We start from the raw sequence: 17581 nt of genomic DNA on the forward strand, positions 1-17581 counted from the left end.
CTTAACCTTTTTCAACGTCTGGGGCGTCGACGGCTTTCATGCCGACGATGTGATAGCCCGAATCCACGTGCAGGTTCTCACCCGTGACGCCGCTGCTGAGATCGGACAGCAGGTACAGAGCCGAATTGCCCACATCGTCGATGGTCACGTTGCGGCGCAGGGGCGAGTTATACTCGTTCCACTTCATGATATAGCGGAAGTCGCCGATGCCGCTGGCGGCCAGCGTTTTGATCGGACCGGCCGAGATCGAGTTCACGCGGATACCATCCTTGCCCAAATCCTCGGCCAGATATTTCACCGACGCCTCAAGCGCGGCTTTGGCGACACCCATCACATTATAGTGTGGCATCACTTGCTCGGCACCGTAATAGGTCAGGGTGACAGCGCTGCCGCCTTCTGACATCATCTTTTCGGCGCGCTGCATCACTGCCGTGAAGGAATAGACAGACACGTCCATGGTCAGTTTGAAATTCGCACGGCTGGTGTCGACGTAACGACCGCGCAGTTCGTTCTTGTCAGAGAAACCAATGGCGTGAACGACAAAGTCCAGCTTGCCCCATTTCTCTTCCAGCGACGTGAACAGGGCGTCAATCGAAGCCTCGTCACTCACATCGCAAGGCAGAACAATCTCACTACCCAGTTGCGCGGCCAGCGGGTCGACCCGTTTCTTCAGCGCATCGCCCTGATAGGAAAAGGCCAGTTCGGCCCCGGCCTCGGACAAAGCCCGGGCGATTCCCCATGCGATGGATTTATCATTGGCCAGTCCCATGATGAGGCCGCGCTTTCCGGCCATCAACTGATTTGACATGTTCGGTTCTCCGCCTGTCTTCGCGTTAAGTTGGCTTGGTTTATGCCATTGGGTGCGCTGCATCAAGGCCGCGAACCCTTGCCCGTGGCGGGTTCTCGCCCTAGGGTGGTGAACAAAGGTTTCCGGGGGATGGAAATGACTGAGCGCGACGGCATATTCGCCGGGGCCGATCCGTTTGAAATTGCGGCTCGGTGGCTGGATGACGCCAAAGACAGCGAGCCGAACGATCCGAACGCGATTGCGCTGGCAACCGTGGATTCGGACGGTTTGCCGAACGTGCGCATGGTGCTTTTGAAAGAAATCGAAGCAGGCGCTTTTGTCTTTTATACCAACTACGAAAGCGCCAAAGCGGCTGAGCTGGACAGTGCGGGCAAGGCGGCTTTTGTGATTCATTGGAAATCATTGCGGCGACAAATCCGTGTTCGTGGTACAATCACCCGAGAAGACGGGCCGCAAGCAGACGAATATTTCGCGTCACGTTCGCTGAAAAGCCGTTTAGGGGCCTGGGCCTCGAAGCAATCTCAGCCTCTCAGCAGCCGGGCTGCGTTGATGGCAGAGGTTGCAAAGGTTACGGCGAAACAGGGTCCTAACCCTTCGCGGCCACCGTTTTGGGGCGGTTACAGGCTGGAACCGTTGGAGATCGAGTTTTGGGCCGATGGGGCATTCCGCCTGCATGACCGGTTTCAGTGGCGACGGGATCAGGTGGGCTCTGCTTGGCAAGTGCAAAGGTTGAATCCATGACGTTCGCGTATCGTGAAATGCAACACACAGAAACCAAAGGGTTTTTTCAGCTTGAATTTGCGCGCCATTCCCATACACATCGGACCCTTAACGGATTGTTAATTTTCGCGATGGGAAAACCGTGCCAGAAGATCTGAACAATATGTATCGCGTTCGTGGACACGTAAAATGGTTCGATCCCGCCAAGGGGTACGGATTTGTTGTGTCTGACGAAGGCGGCCCGGATATTCTGTTGCACGTGAACGTCTTGCGTAACTTTGGTCAAAGCTCGGTCGCGGATGGTGCCGGAATCGAGATCATGACGCATCGCACTGACCGTGGTGTTCAGGCGGTTGAGGTCGTCAGTATTGATCCGCCCGAGCGGGCCGACTCAATGCTGCTGGCGGATTTTGCCGAGCTTGATCCGGTGATGATTGCGCAGGCACCGTTAGAAGCGGCGCGGGTGAAGTGGTTCGACAAAGGCAAGGGCTTTGGTTTTGCGAACGTCTTTGGGCGTGGCGAAGATGTCTTCCTGCATATTGAGGTTCTGCGGCGTTCCGGTCTGGCCGATCTGCAACCGGGCGAAGCTCTTGCGATGCGAGTCATTGACGGCAAGCGCGGGCGTATGGCGGCTCAGGTATTGGCCTGGGAATCTGCATTGGACGACTGACCCGGAATGATCGGACTGCGCGCGGCTATTGCTTGTTTGATGGTCCTTTGGACTGGTGAGGCTGTTGCCGCGTGTCGTGATGATCGGGTCAATCTGCGCAACGACAAATCTCAGATCAGTTTCAACGTTGAACTGGCGATCAGCCCGCAAGAACGCGCACGTGGTTTGATGTTCCGTGAAACGATGCCGCAGCGATCCGGCATGTTATTTGTGTTCGACCCACCACAGCCTGTGGCGTTCTGGATGAAGAATACTCTGATTCCACTGGATATCATTTTCCTGGACCGTGAAGGCACCGTTGTTCATGTGCATGAAAACGCGATTCCGGGGGATGAGTCCCTGATCGAAGGGGGCGATTCGATCTATGCCGTTCTGGAAATCAACGCCGGGTTGGCCGCGCGTTACCTGATTTCCCCCGGCACTGAGATGCAGCACAAAGTTTTTTCACAAGGTCCTGCAATTTGGCCCTGTTAGGGCTTTTCAAATCAGAACAGCATCGTTAGGAAGGCGCACGGTCCGGGGCGTGGCGCAGTCTGGTAGCGCACCTGTTTTGGGTACAGGGGGTCGTAGGTTCGAATCCTGCCGCCCCGACCACTTCTCTCCACTATGTTGGTGATCCACCCATATGCTGATAGAGCGCACTGAGCGCTTTATCGAGCGTTTTACTTTCCACCGGAACCTTAACGTCCTGACCGGTTTTCTGCGGCACGTTAAAATACAGTTCAGCGTCCACCCGATATCCGGCGGTGTTTTTTGTTGTGGTCATGCGCATAACGCTTTTGGGCAAGTCCTGCGGGTAGCCGTCATAATTTAGAATCAGGAAGGCGGTGGTTTCGGGCGGCAGAAATTCGGTGCATTGAAAAACCCGATTCCCGATGCTTTCAAATTTCTCGCCCGGGCCCGCGCATTGCGTCTCAAACGTGTCGATCAGCCGTTTCGGAAAGGCATCGAACTGCGCGCTGCGGGACGGCTGGGGCACATCTTGTGGTGTACAGGCCGCGACAAACACCACTGCCGGGAGCATACGGAACACCAACATACGCCTTACCTCCCTCAATCTGAACGGCCAAGTGCATACAACGCACAGTGTCGGCCCCTCGCTGATTCTGATTCTTCACGTCCATCTTAGCTCTGGTTTACGAAATGCCGATAACTGTGCTGAAAAAAACAGTTAATCCCGATGCGTAAACTCGGGCCCGTGAATGGGTCTCCGTGGATGAACCTGTGGAGGAATCGGTTTTCTGGGGTCGAGGGGTTTCGATAACTTTCAGGTCAACAAAAAAGATTACAAAAATGGCTGAAAAAGGTCGTTGACGTTGTATGGGTGAATACGTCAAGTTGTATGGGCCGAATGTGGTGCCACTAAATCTGGTAGCAAATCCAGAGTAAGGCACAGGGCGAGGGTCGGAAAGCACATCATTTGAACGTGCAACCGTTTGATCGGTTCTGCGCTGTCATAGGCAGCGTCCGGTCCCATTCGCCCTCATTTGCAGGCACGGCGGTAGGTTCGCGTATTCGAACCTGATGCCATCGGACAAGTTGATTGAATCTAGGGCGTGCGGACATGAAGATTGACAGGAAGTTTACCAAACCGGGGCAGGACGCTTACGCAGATCTGGACTTTGTCTCTGCGACATCTGAAATCCGAAACCCGGACGGTACCATCGTTTTCCGTTTGGACGAGATCGAAGTTCCCGCAAAGTGGAGCCAGGTGGCAAGCGACGTCATCGCGCAGAAATACTTCCGCAAGGCCGGCGTTCCGTCCGCTTTGAAAAAGGTGAAGGAAAAGGACGTTCCTGAGTTCCTATGGCGCTCGGTTCCTGCTGACGGCGCCGAATTCAGCGGAGAAACCTCGTCCAAGCAAGTGTTCGACCGTCTGGCCGGCGCATGGGCTTATTGGGGTTGGAAGGGCAGCTACTTCTCGACCGAGGAAGACGCGCGCGCCTATTTTGACGAGATGCGCTATATGCTGGCGACCCAACGGGCCGCACCGAACAGCCCTCAGTGGTTCAACACCGGTCTGCACTGGGCCTATGGGATCGACGGCCCGGCGCAGGGGCACCACTATGTCGATTACAAAACCGGCAAGCTGACCAAATCGAAATCCGCCTACGAACATCCGCAGCCGCATGCGTGCTTCATCCAGTCCGTCGATGACGATCTGGTGAATGAAGGCGGCATCATGGATCTGTGGGTGCGTGAGGCGCGCCTGTTTAAATACGGCTCGGGCACCGGGACCAACTTCAGCCATCTGCGTGCAGAAGGCGAGGCGCTGTCGGGTGGCGGCAAGTCCTCGGGCCTGATGGGCTTTCTCAAGATCGGCGACCGCGCCGCTGGCGCGATCAAATCAGGCGGCACAACCCGTCGAGCAGCAAAGATGGTAATCGTCGATGCTGATCACCCCGACATCGAGCAATTCATCGAATGGAAGGTGATCGAAGAGCAGAAGGTGGCCTCGATCGTTGCCGGATCGAAGATGCACGAGAAGATGCTGAACGGCATTTTCGAGGCCATCCGAAGCTGGGACGGCGCGCAAGACGACGCGTATGACCCCAACAAGAATGACAGCCTGAAGAAAGCGGTGCGCGAGGCGAAAAAAGTCGCGATCCCAGAGACTTACATCAAGCGTGTGCTGGATTATGCGCGGCAGGGGCACGACAGCATTGAGTTCCCGACCTACGACACGGATTGGGATTCGGAAGCCTATAGCTCGGTCTCGGGTCAGAACTCGAACAACTCGATCCGCGTGACCAACGCGTTCCTGACTGCCGTTGAGAAAGACGCCGATTGGGAGCTGATCAACCGTACCGACGGCAAGGTCGCTCGCACCGTAAAGGCGCGCGATCTGTGGGAAAAGGTTGGCCACGCCGCTTGGGCCTGCGCCGATCCGGGCATCCAGTTCCACGACACCGTGAACGAGTGGCACACATGCCCCGAAGATGGTGAGATTCGCGGCTCGAACCCGTGCTCGGAATACATGTTCCTCGATGACACGGCTTGTAACCTGGCGTCGATGAACCTGCTGACCTTCCTCAAGGATGGTGAGTTCCAGGCGGCAGACTACATGCATGCCTCGCGTCTGTGGACCCTGACGCTGGAAATCTCGGTGACAATGGCGCAGTTCCCGTCGAAGGAAATCGCGCAACTGTCCTATGACTTCCGCACGCTGGGTCTGGGCTATGCCAATATCGGCGGCCTGCTGATGAACATGGGCTACAGCTATGACTCGGACGAAGGTCGGGCGATCTGTGGCGCGCTGACCGCGATCATGACCGGCGTGGCCTATGCAACCTCGGCTGAGATCGCCGGTGAGCTGGGACCGTTCAAGGGGTACGAACGGAACGCAGACCACATGCTGCGCGTCATCCGCAACCACCGCCGTGCGTCGCAAGGTGTGACCGACGGTTATGAGAAACTGGCCGTGAAGCCGGTCCCCTTGGATCATAACAACTGCCCGGACAAACGTCTGGTCGATCTGGCCATGTCGGCTTGGGATGAGGCGCTGAGCCTGGGTGAGAAGAACGGCTACCGCAACGCGCAGGCCACTGTTATCGCGCCCACCGGCACCATCGGTCTGGTGATGGATTGCGATACAACCGGGATCGAGCCGGACTTTGCATTGGTCAAGTTCAAGAAGCTTGCCGGTGGCGGTTACTTCAAGATCATCAACCGTTCGGTGCCGTCAGCGCTTGAGAAGCTGGGCTATTCCTCGTCTCAGATCGAAGAGATCGTGGGCTACGCCGTTGGTCATGGCACCATCGGTAACGCGCCGGGGATCAATCATACCTCGCTGACCGGTCACGGCTTTGGCCCGAATGAGCTGGCCAAAGTGGACGCTGCGCTGGAAAGCGCCTTTGATATCCGGTTCGTCTTCAACCAGTGGACGCTGGGTGAGGATTTCTGCACCGGCGTTCTGGGCATCCCGGCGACCAAGCTGAATGACCCGACCTTCGATCTTCTGCGGCATCTGGGCTTTACCCGCGCGGATATCGACGCGGCCAACGATCACGTCTGTGGAACCATGACGTTGGAAGGCGCGCCGCATCTGAAGGAAGAGCACTATTCGATCTTCGACTGCGCCAACCCTTGCGGTAAGAAAGGCAAGCGTTTCCTTGGGGTTGATAGCCACATCACCATGATGGCGGCGGCGCAAAGCTTCATCTCAGGCGCGATTTCGAAGACGATTAACATGCCGAATGACGCGACCATCGAGGATTGCCAGAAGGCCTATGAACTGTCGTGGTCTCTGGGTGTGAAGGCCAATGCGCTCTATCGTGACGGCTCGAAACTGTCGCAGCCTCTGGCGGCGGCGCTGGTCGAGGATGACGACGAAGCGGCGGAAGTGCTTGAAAGCGGTTCGACGCAGGAAAAAGCTGTCGTTCTGGCCGAGAAGGTGATCGAGAAGGTTGTGGTCAAGGAGATGATCCGCAGTCATCGCGAGAAACTGCCGCATCGCCGTAAGGGCTATACCCAGAAGGCAATCGTCGGCGGCCACAAGGTTTACCTGCGCACCGGTGAGTTCGAAGACGGCAAGTTGGGTGAGATTTTCATCGACATGCACAAGGAAGGCGCTGGCTTCCGGGCGATGATGAACAACTTTGCCATCGCGGTCTCGGTCGGCCTGCAATACGGCGTGCCGCTGGAGGAGTTCGTGGATGCGTTCACCTTCACCAAGTTCGAACCGGCGGGGATGGTGCAGGGCAACGACTCGATTAAGAACGCGACGTCGATCCTGGATTACATCTTCCGCGAACTGGCCGTGTCCTATCTGGACCGCACCGATCTGGCCCATGTGAAACCCGAAGGCGCAACCTTCGACGATCTGGGCCGTGGCGAGGAAGAGGGCGTCGCGAACGTCTCTGAGATCAGCGACAGTGCGGCCAGCAAGTCATTGGAAGTGCTGAAACAAATTAGCTCGACCGGGTACCTCCGTAAACGTCTGCCGCAGGACCTGATGGTCTTCAACGGTGGTCAGGCCGAAGCGAACGGGATGGCCGAAGCAGCGCCGACATTCGAAGCGCCAGCAGCAGAAACTGCCGTCGCGACTAGCATGGATGCACGGACCAAAGCCAAGATGCAGGGCTATGAGGGCGACCCCTGCGGCGAATGCGGAAACTACACGCTGGTACGCAACGGCACCTGCATGAAGTGCAACACTTGCGGTGCCACCAGCGGGTGTAGCTGAGGATTAACGCCCCGGCACCCCGGGGCGTAGGGGTCGGACGCTGCCCAAGGTAACCGACCCCGACGAATACGGAGAAAGGACGCAAGACTTACCTGATGACCTTTCTCCACTCGGCCGACATGCCCGTGTTGGCCGGGAATAGGGTGGGGCGGAATATTTGCTCTTTCCCACTCTTTCACGGGGCGGGTGCGCTCGCCCCATGCGCAGTCCAGGCCGCAGGCAAAAAAACACCGGGCGGTCAACGAAATGAGCCTGGAAGGCGAAACTGACAGGGGGCTTCGGCCCCCTTTCTTTTTTCCACAATGATATTTGCGAATTTGAGCCAATCCTTGCCGGATAGTCGCATCAGCGTCGGGCAAGAACCGCCGAGGGCCGATGGGGGAATTTTGCCCAGCGATTGATTGCAGATGCGACTCTGCCAAACACGCGGAGATTGGCGCGAAACCCGCCGGTTCTGGCATTCCGGGTGACAGGGGGCTGGGTTGCGGTGTTTGTGATGCGTGTCCGGACAGAAAACTAAAAAACTCAATCAGGAGGCATCACAATGAAACCGCAAAAACTGGCCGCTGTTACCGCCATTACCCTTGCACTACCAGCGTTGGCCGTCGCGCAATCTGCGGCTGATACGAATGGGGACGGTGTTTTGACCATCGAAGAAGTGCAGGCTGTCATGCCTGACGTGGATGCTGAGGGCTTCTCGGCGATGGATGCCAATGGAGACGGCGCTTTGGACGCGGATGAGATTGCCGTGGCGCAAGAGGCAGGACTGTTGCCGCCGACCAACGGCTAACACCGACCGGGAAGGCGGCCAGAAGTATTCTGGCCGCTTTTCTAAACTGTTATGTGTTGAGGTGAATGTTGAATCTATTGCGGATATCAGCATCCAAAAGCGGGTCGAACCGGGCCGGAGACGGCGTGGACAGGATCTCTTCCTTCCGTTTGATCGCCTTTTCGATCAGGTCCGGCTTACCCAGCTCAACCCATTCTTTGGGCGACGAGCGGTCCCCAAAAACCGGATAGACGTAATCAGCCTGCATCCGGCTGAGCGTGGCATCGGTACCCAGATAATGACCGGGGCCACCCATGCAGACCTCAGCAATCTGATCCAGCGCCAGCGTCTCGTCCGAAACCTCGATCCCACGCACACAGCGTTGCGCTTGTCCGATCAGGTCGTCGCTGAGGATCAGGCTTTCATGGCAGAACCCCAGCAGAGAGGCATGCATACCCGCTGCCTCATACACCATGTTCAGGCCAGAGAGGCCCGCCATCACGTTGGAACACATCTGTTCCCACCCGGCCTGCATGTCGGGTAGTTTCGAATCTGAGGCGCCAGCGGCGGCACCGCCCGGCAGATCGTAGAAACGGTGCATCTGAGCGCAACCTGCCGTTAGCAGGGCCTGCTCGCCGGACCCAATTGACATTGCGCCCGTGCGCAAGTCCAACCCGAAGGGCCAAGTGCCAAAAATGGCGGGTGCGCCAGGGCTTACGGCGTTTACGTAAACCAACCCCGCCAGACATTCTGCCGTTGCCTGAGTGATCGCTCCGGCAATAGTAGAGGGCGCAGTGGCCCCGGCCATCCCGGCAGACAGCAGCAAGACGGGCATCCCGGCCTTGATACACTCCTCCATAACTTCGCAGCTTTCCGTGGCGAATTTCATCGGCGGCACCACGAAGCAGTTCGAGTTGGAAACGAATGGCCGCTCGCGATATTTGTCTTCGCCACCTGCGATCATGTGCAGCATTTCCATCGCCGGGGCGACATGGCTGGGTTCGGTGAAAGAAGTACCGATATGTTTGAACGTACCCGAACAGGCGGCGTAGATCGTGTTCAGATCCATCTCGAGGTTATCGGCGATGTCGCGACACACCATGGGGCGCTGAACAAAGTGTATGTTTTCAAGCTGTTCGCAAATTCGCGACGCGTCGTGCAGGTCTTGTACAGTTGAATCGCGATATTCCTGACCGTGAACGTCGACCATGCTGACCGCCGCGCCTGCGGTGCCGTAATGAACCTTGGTCCCCGATAACTCCAGATCGGTTTTCCCATCCCGGCTGTGCAAGGTGACAGAGCGGTTTGCCTTGGCAATTGTGTCTTCAACAAGGGCGCGAGGGAATCGAATGCGGCCATCGTCGCCCAGGATGCAGCCAGCGCCGACCAGATAGTCGATGCCGCTCTGCGGTGCGTCCGCAAGTCCGATGGTTTCAAGCGCGGTCAGGGCGGCCTGATGAATGCGTTCGATCTGTGCCTGTGTCAGGACGTTCAGAGTACCGCCCTCCATGCCGGGGCGGACGGGGCGTAGATGCTCTGGCAGGGCGGATGCGCGGGCAGCACGACGGGCGGCGCGTCCGCCGCTGCGTGATGAGTTACGGGTTTGTTCGTTCATTGTTTGGAATCCGGTCGTAGTGATGTGAGCAGAATGGCTGAGGTCACATCGCCCGGGGTCGCCCCCGCGCGGCACGGCCACGATCAGCACCGATAGTGCGGCTGATCAGTCGTACTTTCCAAACATCGTTCTGCATAGGGTTCCTCAGATTCTTGCAGCTTAGTATTCAAATGTGCACTGCAAGGGTCTGTCCTGTTTGCGACCTCGGCACCCAAAAGCGAAGCATTCCGGCATCACATACGCGCTTTTGCCTTGATTGGTCGAGATTTTTTCCCTGACGTAGCGGAAACCTGTTATCGTAACTTCACTTATTTAAGAGCGATCTGTGATCTCAATTGAATATTAACAGTTGGGGTCCATGTGTTTGAGTTACGATACCCTGAACGATCCCAACCCCGGCGCAAGGTTTGTTTGGAGACATTTATGAAAGCCCTGAATGCCCTCATAGTCACATTGGTGACGACCATGGCCGCTCCGGCAATGGCTGAGGATTGGACAGGGGTCTATGGCGGTTTCAGCTTTGGTTATACAGACGCCGATGGGCCAAACGGCAGCAGTGGCGATGATTTCAGTTTCGGTCCCCATATCGGATATGACCGTGACTTCGGGAACTTTGTTCTGGGGGGCGAGCTGGAATATAATCGCCTGTCTCTAAACCTCGGTCAGGGCGAAGGCAGCCTTGACAGCATGACCCGCCTCAAGTTCCGCGGCGGTTATGATTTTGGGTCGGCGCTTGGCTATGTGGTGGTTGGTGCTGCGCGGGTGGACAGCTCGGTCGACAATGACACAGCGGCGGTTTACGGGATCGGCGTGGCTTATCCCGTCACGGACAACTTCATCATCAGCGGCGAAGCCCTGCGGCAGGATTTTGATGATGTGACCCGCACGGATGGCGGGCTGGATTCGAACGTCTTTAACCTGCGGACAACCTTCCGATTCTGATTCTTCTATTCAGCGGCGCGCCTATCGGCCAGTTCGGCCGCGAAGGTGCAGATCGTGCTGAGGGCCGACGAAAACCTGTCATCGTCAATCGTCATTGCGACGCGGATATGACCCGCCGCTGCTTTGCCAAAGCTTTCCCCGGGCATGACGGCAATGTCCTGCGTGTCCAGCAGCGCATTGGCAAACTCATTCCCGCTTAGCGCGGTCGCTCGGATATCCAGCATCAGATACATCGCCCCCTGAGCCGGGATCAGCCTGATCGTGTTCTGCGCGTTCAGGATCTCGACGGCCAGAGAACGCCGTCTGCGGAACGGCGCGGCCACATCTTCTTCGAGCGCCGGACCTGCGTTCAAAGCAAAACTGGCAGCATCCTGAATGAATCCCGGCACCCCATAGGTCGTGTGGGTCGACAGGTTGATAAGATGAGAAATGACGTGTTCCGGTCCCACAACCCAACCGCATCGCGACCCCGTCATCGCGTGGGATTTGGACATCGAACCCACGACCAGACTGCGCTCGGCCATGTTCGGAAGCATGCGTGGCGAAATATGTGTGCCGTCCCATACCTGCGTGTCGTAGACCTCGTCCGAAATCAGCCAAAGGTCGCGCTTTTGGCATATGTCGGCGATCTGGTTCAGGGTCTCGGGGGAATAGACGGCGCCGGTCGGATTGTTCGGCGTGTTGATCAACAGCGATACGGCCCCATCGGCGGCGGCGTCAATCTGAGAAGCCCTTGGTTGAAACGCGTGTTCGGCAGAAGTTTGGATCGTGCGCGCGACTGCCCCAGCGGCGCGGATCGTGCCGGGGTAGGTGGCGTAGTAGGGGTCAAGGTACAACGCCACATCCCCGGGATTGCAAACGGCGACATGCGCGGCAAACAGTGCGGCCTGACCGCCAGACGTGATCACGACGTTGTCGCGCCGGGTCGGAACGCCCGTGCGCGCCTCAACGCGCGCTGCAACTGTATCGCGCAGCAGATCCGTTCCCGGAACCATCGCATAACCCGTGTGGCCTTGCCGTGCCGACAGGTCCATGGCTGCAAGTATTGTTGGATCGGTGCGGATGTCATGCTCGCCAATGGTCAGTTCGGTAATGGCACGCCCGTCACTGATCATCTGGCGCGCGCGGTAGAACACATCCCAGCCATCATTGCCGTCTTCGATAAGGTGGGCGAGACGATCCGACACTTTCATGAACTGCTCCTGACTGGCCTGCTGCGCCCGACTGGGCCAGAGGCGTTGTGAAAAGTCAATCAGCAGCGTGGCGGAAGAGTGGCCTGTACCTTTTTGGTTAACGATTCCCGAACCAGATCGTATGAGGCGTTCAGGCGGTGATGCAATTCATCCGGGGCGCAGTCATAGGGCAGCCGAATCCAGCTGCGGTGGAAATAGGGTGCTTTTACACCCACACCGGCATCGATCAGCATCTGAGCCGTTTCGATATCCGGGGTTTTGACTGAGACGCCGTCGTCAGCCGTGCCGATGCAGGCAAACATCTTGCCGCCAACTTTCCATGCGTCATGGCCACCGCCCCAGGGGTCCGACCACTCGGCCCCGGGCAGCGTTTTGCAGATGGCGTTCACGGTTTCACGTGTCATGGTTTTGATCCTGCGCGGTGACCCGGCGAAACTCAAGGCTTGGCGCATCGCGCCTGCCGTGGTAGGAGACGGTCATGAAACCGATGACCTGCATCATTATTTGCTGCATTACCTGCTGATCCTTCAAGCGGGCCGGTTTCTTTCGTTTTCATCCCTGAGACAAGTTGCTAAGCCCGCGTCAACGCGACACGACATGCTGTCTTTAGGAGCCGACCGATGACGACAATCAAACTGCACAACACCCGGACGCGGACGAAAGAGGATTTCGTGCCGATCAAGGCTGACGATGTGCGGATGTATGTCTGTGGCCCGACTGTCTACGATCGCGCTCACCTGGGCAACGCGCGCCCTGTGGTCGTGTTTGATGTGCTCTATCGATTGCTGCGGCAGGTCTATGGCGTGGATCATGTGACCTATGTGCGCAATTTCACCGACGTGGATGACAAGATCAACGCGACCGCGTTGGCGCGAAAAAAGGCCGGGGCAGCGGGTACGTTGGAGCAGCTGGTTCAGGAGCGCTCGGACGAGACGATCAGCTGGTATCTCCATGATATGGGGGCGCTTGGGGCTTTGGAACCCAATGAAATGCCGCGTGCGACTCAGTATATCGATCAGATGATCGAGATGATCGAGGGCCTGATTGAGAAAGGTCACGCCTACGCGGCCGAGGGCCATGCGCTGTTCGCGGTGGACAGTTGGAAAGAGCAATATGGAGCGCTTTCGGGTCGATCCGTGGATGACATGATTGCAGGTGCGCGAGTCGAGGTCGCGCCCTACAAGAAGAACCCGATGGATTTTGTGCTTTGGAAGCCGTCGACCGATGAGCTGCCGGGCTGGGACAGCCCTTGGGGCCGCGGGCGTCCTGGGTGGCATATCGAATGCTCGGCCATGGCGTATGAGCTGTTGGGAGAGAGTTTCGACATCCACGGTGGTGGCAACGACCTGATGTTCCCGCACCATGAGAACGAGATTGCCCAAAGCTGCTGCGCGCACCCCGAGGGCGAGTTCGCTCGGATCTGGTTGCACAATGAGATGTTGCAGGTGGAAGGCAAGAAGATGTCCAAATCGCTGGGCAATTTCTTCACCGTCCATGATCTGCTGGAGCAGGGCGTGCCGGGTGAGGTGATCCGCTTTGTCTTTTTGCAAACCCATTATCGCAAGCCGATGGACTGGACCGAGAAAAAGGCGCGCGAGGCCGAGGCAACGCTGCGCAAATGGCGGGCGCTGACAACGGGCATCGAGCCCGCCGCCAGCGCGGCGCCCTCGGTCATCGCTGCGCTGAGTGATGATCTCAACACAGCGGGCGCATTGGCCGAGCTTTACCGTTTAGCGGCAGATGGAGATGCTGCCGGGTTGCTGGCGGGTGCACAACTGCTTGGCCTGTTGAATCCCGAAATGGGGAGCTGGGCGGATACGACTGCGGTTGATCTGTCTGCACACGCGGACCGCTTGGCGACTGCGCGAGCCGTTGCGATGCAGAGCAAGGATTTCTCGGAAGTAGACCGTCTTAAAACGGCCTACATCGCCGCCGGTCTCGAGGTTCGCATGAGCAAGGACGGGGTAGAACTGGTACCGGGTGCCGGGTTCGATGCCGCCAAGCTGGAGGAGGTGTGATGCAGAAGGAGCGCCTGTATCTGTACGATACGACCCTGCGCGACGGGCAGCAAACCCAAGGGGTTCAGTTCTCGACCGCCGAAAAGGTGCAGATCGCGCAGGCTCTGGATGAGCTGGGTGTGGACTACATCGAAGGTGGCTGGCCAGGGGCGAACCCGACGGACAGCGCCTTTTTCGAGGCTGCCCCAAAGACATCTGCGCGCTTGACGGCGTTTGGCATGACCAAACGCGCGGGGCGGTCCGCAGAGAATGACGATGTCCTCGCGGCGGTCATGAACGCCGGGACGCAGGCAGTCTGTCTGGTTGGTAAATCGCATGACTACCATGTAACCCACGCTCTTGGGGTTTCGCTGGAAAAGAATGTCGAGAACGTCCGCGCCTCGGTCGCGCATATCGTGGCGCAGGGGCGCGAGGCGTTGTTTGATGCCGAGCATTTCTTTGACGGGTACAAGGACAATCCAGACTACGCGCTAGAGGTCTGCCGGGCGGCGCTGGACGCGGGCGCGCGTTGGGTCGTTCTGTGCGATACAAATGGCGGTGCCTTGCCTGCTGAGGTGGCACGGATCGTGTCCGAAGTGATCGCAGCCGGATTGCAAGGGGATCGTCTGGGCATTCACACGCATAACGATACCGAAAACGCGGTCGCCTGTTCGCTGGCCGCGGTCGATGCGGGCGCACGACAGATTCAGGGCACGCTGAATGGGTTGGGGGAACGCTGCGGCAATGCGAACCTGACCGCTCTGATCCCGACCTTGTTACTGAAAGAACCTTATGCTTCGTCCTTTGAAGTTGGTGTCAGCGCCGGGGCATTGGCCGGTCTGACCCGCATTAGCCGGATGCTGGACGATATCCTGAACCGGGTTCCCAGCAAACAGTCGGCCTATGTGGGTGCGTCGGCTTTTGCTCATAAGGCGGGGCTGCATGCCAGTGCGATCCTCAAAGACCCGTCGACTTATGAGCATGTCGATCCGGGGTCAGTCGGGAACGCGCGGATCATTCCAATGTCAAACCAAGCCGGGCAGTCGAACCTGCGCAAACGCCTGACCGAGGCCGGACTGGTCGTGGAAAAGGGCGACCCGGCCTTGGGGCGCATTCTGGACCGCATCAAGCAGCGCGAAGCTGAGGGGTATTCCTACGACACCGCTCAGGCCAGTTTTGAACTGCTGGCGCGGGACGAACTGGGGCAGCTGACCGAGTTCTTTGAGGTCAAGCGCTACAAGGTCACGGTTGAGCGGCGCAAGAACAAGTACAACAAAATGGTCAGCCTGTCCGAGGCGGTCGTTGTCGTGAAGGTCGACGGGGAAAAGAAACTGTCAGTCAGTGAATCTCTGGACGAGGATGGCAGCGACCGGGGGCCGGTCAACGCGCTGTCCAAGGCGCTGGCCAAGGATCTGGGGCAGTATTCTCAGGTTCTGTCCGATATGAAGCTGGTCGACTTTAAGGTGCGTATCACTCAGGGCGGGACCGAAGCCGTAACGCGCGTGATCATTGACAGCGAAGACGGGCAGGGGCGCCACTGGTCCACCGTGGGGGTCAGCGCGAACATAGTCGACGCCTCGTTTGAGGCGCTGTTAGAGGCGATCCAATGGAAACTGGTGCGCGACTGTGGGCCGCAGGCCGTGGTGGCCGAGTGACCTTGGAATTCGACGACGACGTAAAATCCTGCGCGGCGCTTGTGCATCGTGCCGATCCTGATCGCTTTATGGCGGTCATGGCCGCGCCAGTTGCCGTGCGGCCCGTGCTGTTCCCACTTTATGCTCTGAATGTCGAGGTGGCGCGCGCGCCCTGGGTCACGCAAGAGGCGATGATTGCCGAGATGCGCCTGCAATGGTGGCGTGACGCCTTGCAGGAGATCGCTGAAGGTCAGACTGTACGCAGGCACGAGGTCGTGACGCCTCTTTCCCAGGTGCTGACGCCTGAATTGGCGGCTATGATGGATGAGTATGTGGCCGTAAGGCGTTGGGATATATACCGCGATCCGTTTGAGGATGAGGCACATTTCGACGCTTACATCGACCACAGCGCGGGGTCTTTGATGGTCGCGGCGGCGCAGGCGTTGGGGGCGGCAGACAAAGATGTGGTGCGGGATTTCGGATATGGAGTCGGAGTCGCGAATTGGTTGCGGGCGATTCCTGATCTGGAAGCGCGCGGTCGGATACCTTTGTTGGACGGCACTCCCGAAGGTGTGCGGGCGCTGGCACAAAAGGCGATGGAAAGGCTACAACGCGCCCGATCCACTGCGTCATCGGTTTCGTCGGAGGCCCGTCCCGCGTTGTTCTCAGGGTGGCAGGCAGAGTGGGTTCTGAGACGCGCAGTAGCGCGCCCGGATCGTGTTGCTGCCGGTGATCTGGCGCAGGGCGAAATACGACGCCGCCTGTCATTGATGTGGGCAGTCACCCGCGGGCGCTGGTAGGCGTCAGGCGGTTTCCGGCTCGGACGGTTTCAGGACCAGCCACAAAAGCGCGCCGCCTGCCAAAGTCAGCAGTGGGATCATGGCTAGGTTCACAGCTGTCCAGCCTTCGACCGGTGAGCCGCCGGAGCAGTTCATCAGCCCGCCCGAGGCCAGCGATGCAACCGTCACTCCTCCGAACACCAGCAGGTCATTCAGACCCTGCATGCGCCCGCGTTCATTCACATCATGCGATGCGGCCAGCATGGTGGTGGCGCCGATAAAGCCAAAGTTCCAGCCGATGCCCAACAGGATGAGGGCGATAAAGAAGTTCCCAAGCTCGACCCCTTGCAGGGCGACCACGCCCGCTCCGGCCAGAATGGCGAGGCCGAGGGCGACGATCTTCTCCACGCCGAACCTTGCGATCAGCTGGCCGGTGAAAAAGCTGGGAATGTACATCGCCAGAACGTGGCTGGTGACAACATCGGCGGCGTCATTGGCGGTAAATCCGCAACCCACAACGGCCAGCGGTGTGGACGTCATCACCAAATTCATCAGCGCATATGAGACCATGGCACAGATAATCGCCACTGCAATACGCGGAGTTTTGAGCATTTCCAGACGTGTCCGGCCTTTAGGCGCATCCTCGCGGGGCTTTTCGGGCGTCGGAATATCAAGAAAGAAAAACAGTACTGAGCCGATTATGTTCACTGCAATCACGGCCAGATAGGTGCCGAGGAAGGGGATGACATAGGCAGTTGAGGTCAGTTTAACGATCTGCGGCCCGATGATGGCCGCAGCCAGGCCACCCGCCATAACGTAGGAAATCGCCTTGGGGCGGAACGCATCAGATGCCGTGTCTGCGGCTGCAAAGCGGTAGAACCCGTGAGCGCTCATGTATATGCCTGTCAGCAGGCTGCCCAAGAGGAAAACCGGGAAGGACCCAAGGAACAGGCCATAAGCGCCAACGATCCCTCCGCAGGCACCCGCGGTTGCGCCGACCAGAAAGCCTGCGCGGCGGCCCCAGCGCTGCATAATCGCCGAGATTGGCGTAGCCGCCAGCATCGAACCCAGAACGATCAGGGAAATGGGCAGTGTGGCCAGACAGGGGTTTGATGCCAGTGATTGCCCGGCCAACCCTCCGACGATGAAGATCATCGGCATCTGCGCACCCAGCACAGCCTGAGCCGCAACCAAAACCGCAACGTTGCGTTTGGCTTGTCTGTTGTCCCGGGTGGTGGCGGTCATCGTCATGGGCTCATGCGTATCCGT

General features: G+C 58.3%; 15 protein-coding genes and 1 tRNA gene. 10 read left to right on the forward strand and 6 right to left on the reverse strand.

Annotated elements, in window-relative coordinates; all coding sequences use genetic code 11:
* Nucleotide 1 precedes the first annotated feature (1 nt).
* Complete coding sequence (gene fabI / locus ACOQOY_RS19675) at nt 2–808, reverse strand: enoyl-ACP reductase FabI (protein WP_420587016.1); 807 nt, start codon at nt 806–808, stop codon at nt 2–4.
* A gap of 135 nt (nt 809–943) precedes the next feature.
* On the opposite strand from fabI, the gene pdxH reads away from it, so the two are divergent.
* From pdxH to ACOQOY_RS19695, 4 genes are all read left to right on the forward strand, one after another.
* On the forward strand, nt 944–1549 hold the full coding sequence (gene pdxH, locus ACOQOY_RS19680) for a pyridoxamine 5'-phosphate oxidase (protein WP_420587017.1): 606 nt from the start codon (nt 944–946) through the stop codon (nt 1547–1549).
* A 142-nt stretch (nt 1550–1691) separates the two neighbouring features.
* Nucleotides 1692–2198, forward strand: a complete 507-nt coding sequence (locus tag ACOQOY_RS19685) for a cold-shock protein (protein ID WP_420587281.1) — start codon at nt 1692–1694, stop codon at nt 2196–2198.
* A gap of 6 nt (nt 2199–2204) precedes the next feature.
* On the forward strand, nt 2205–2672 hold the full coding sequence (locus ACOQOY_RS19690) for a DUF192 domain-containing protein (protein ID WP_420587018.1): 468 nt from the start codon (nt 2205–2207) through the stop codon (nt 2670–2672).
* Between the two features lie 43 nt (nt 2673–2715).
* Nucleotides 2716–2792, forward strand: a tRNA-Pro gene (locus ACOQOY_RS19695).
* 10 nt (nt 2793–2802) lie between these two features.
* Here ACOQOY_RS19695 and ACOQOY_RS19700 read toward each other — a convergent pair.
* On the reverse strand, nt 2803–3210 hold the full coding sequence (locus ACOQOY_RS19700) for a hypothetical protein (RefSeq protein WP_420587019.1): 408 nt from the start codon (nt 3208–3210) through the stop codon (nt 2803–2805).
* Nucleotides 3211–3762: 552 nt separating this feature from the next.
* On the opposite strand from ACOQOY_RS19700, the gene ACOQOY_RS19705 reads away from it, so the two are divergent.
* Both ACOQOY_RS19705 and ACOQOY_RS19710 read left to right on the forward strand, forming a co-directional pair.
* Nucleotides 3763–7383: a vitamin B12-dependent ribonucleotide reductase gene (locus ACOQOY_RS19705; RefSeq protein ID WP_420587020.1), complete on the forward strand. Its 3621-nt coding sequence runs from the start codon at nt 3763–3765 to the stop codon at nt 7381–7383.
* 544 nt (nt 7384–7927) lie between these two features.
* Nucleotides 7928–8173, forward strand: coding sequence for a hypothetical protein (locus tag ACOQOY_RS19710; protein ID WP_420587021.1), 246 nt, complete (start codon nt 7928–7930; stop codon nt 8171–8173).
* A gap of 49 nt (nt 8174–8222) precedes the next feature.
* Here the strand turns inward: ACOQOY_RS19710 and ACOQOY_RS19715 are convergent, their stop codons facing one another.
* Nucleotides 8223–9767, reverse strand: coding sequence for a trimethylamine methyltransferase family protein (locus tag ACOQOY_RS19715; RefSeq protein ID WP_420587022.1), 1545 nt, complete (start codon nt 9765–9767; stop codon nt 8223–8225).
* Nucleotides 9768–10190: 423 nt separating this feature from the next.
* Between ACOQOY_RS19715 and ACOQOY_RS19720 the strand changes: the two genes are divergently transcribed.
* On the forward strand, nt 10191–10709 hold the full coding sequence (locus ACOQOY_RS19720) for an outer membrane protein (RefSeq protein ID WP_420587023.1): 519 nt from the start codon (nt 10191–10193) through the stop codon (nt 10707–10709).
* 5 nt (nt 10710–10714) lie between these two features.
* On the opposite strand, the gene ACOQOY_RS19725 is transcribed toward ACOQOY_RS19720, so the two are convergent.
* Nucleotides 10715–11902, reverse strand: a complete 1188-nt coding sequence (locus ACOQOY_RS19725) for a pyridoxal phosphate-dependent aminotransferase (RefSeq protein WP_420587024.1) — start codon at nt 11900–11902, stop codon at nt 10715–10717.
* 59 nt (nt 11903–11961) lie between these two features.
* Complete coding sequence (locus tag ACOQOY_RS19730; RefSeq protein ID WP_420587025.1) at nt 11962–12306, reverse strand: MmcQ/YjbR family DNA-binding protein; 345 nt, start codon at nt 12304–12306, stop codon at nt 11962–11964.
* Nucleotides 12307–12522: 216 nt separating this feature from the next.
* Here ACOQOY_RS19730 and cysS point away from each other — a divergent pair, with 216 nt between their 5' ends.
* The 3 genes from cysS to ACOQOY_RS19745 are packed head-to-tail and all read left to right on the forward strand — an operon-like array spanning nt 12523 to nt 16333.
* Entirely contained in the window at nt 12523–13920 is a 1398-nt protein-coding gene (cysS, locus tag ACOQOY_RS19735) for a cysteine--tRNA ligase (protein ID WP_420587026.1), read from the forward strand.
* Nucleotides 13920–15554: a citramalate synthase gene (gene cimA, locus ACOQOY_RS19740; protein WP_420587027.1), complete on the forward strand. Its 1635-nt coding sequence runs from the start codon at nt 13920–13922 to the stop codon at nt 15552–15554. The genes cysS and cimA overlap by 1 nt, the downstream gene beginning before the upstream one ends.
* Nucleotides 15506–16333, forward strand: coding sequence for a squalene/phytoene synthase family protein (locus tag ACOQOY_RS19745; RefSeq protein ID WP_420587028.1), 828 nt, complete (start codon nt 15506–15508; stop codon nt 16331–16333). Before cimA ends, ACOQOY_RS19745 begins: the two co-directional genes overlap by 49 nt.
* Before the next feature lie 3 nt (nt 16334–16336).
* On the opposite strand, the gene ACOQOY_RS19750 is transcribed toward ACOQOY_RS19745, so the two are convergent.
* On the reverse strand, nt 16337–17563 hold the full coding sequence (locus tag ACOQOY_RS19750) for an MFS transporter (protein ID WP_420587029.1): 1227 nt from the start codon (nt 17561–17563) through the stop codon (nt 16337–16339).
* Nucleotides 17564–17581: the final 18 nt, after the last annotated feature.

It is taken from the genome of Ruegeria sp., from assembly GCF_965221235.1.
Lineage (GTDB): Bacteria > Pseudomonadota > Alphaproteobacteria > Rhodobacterales > Rhodobacteraceae > Ruegeria.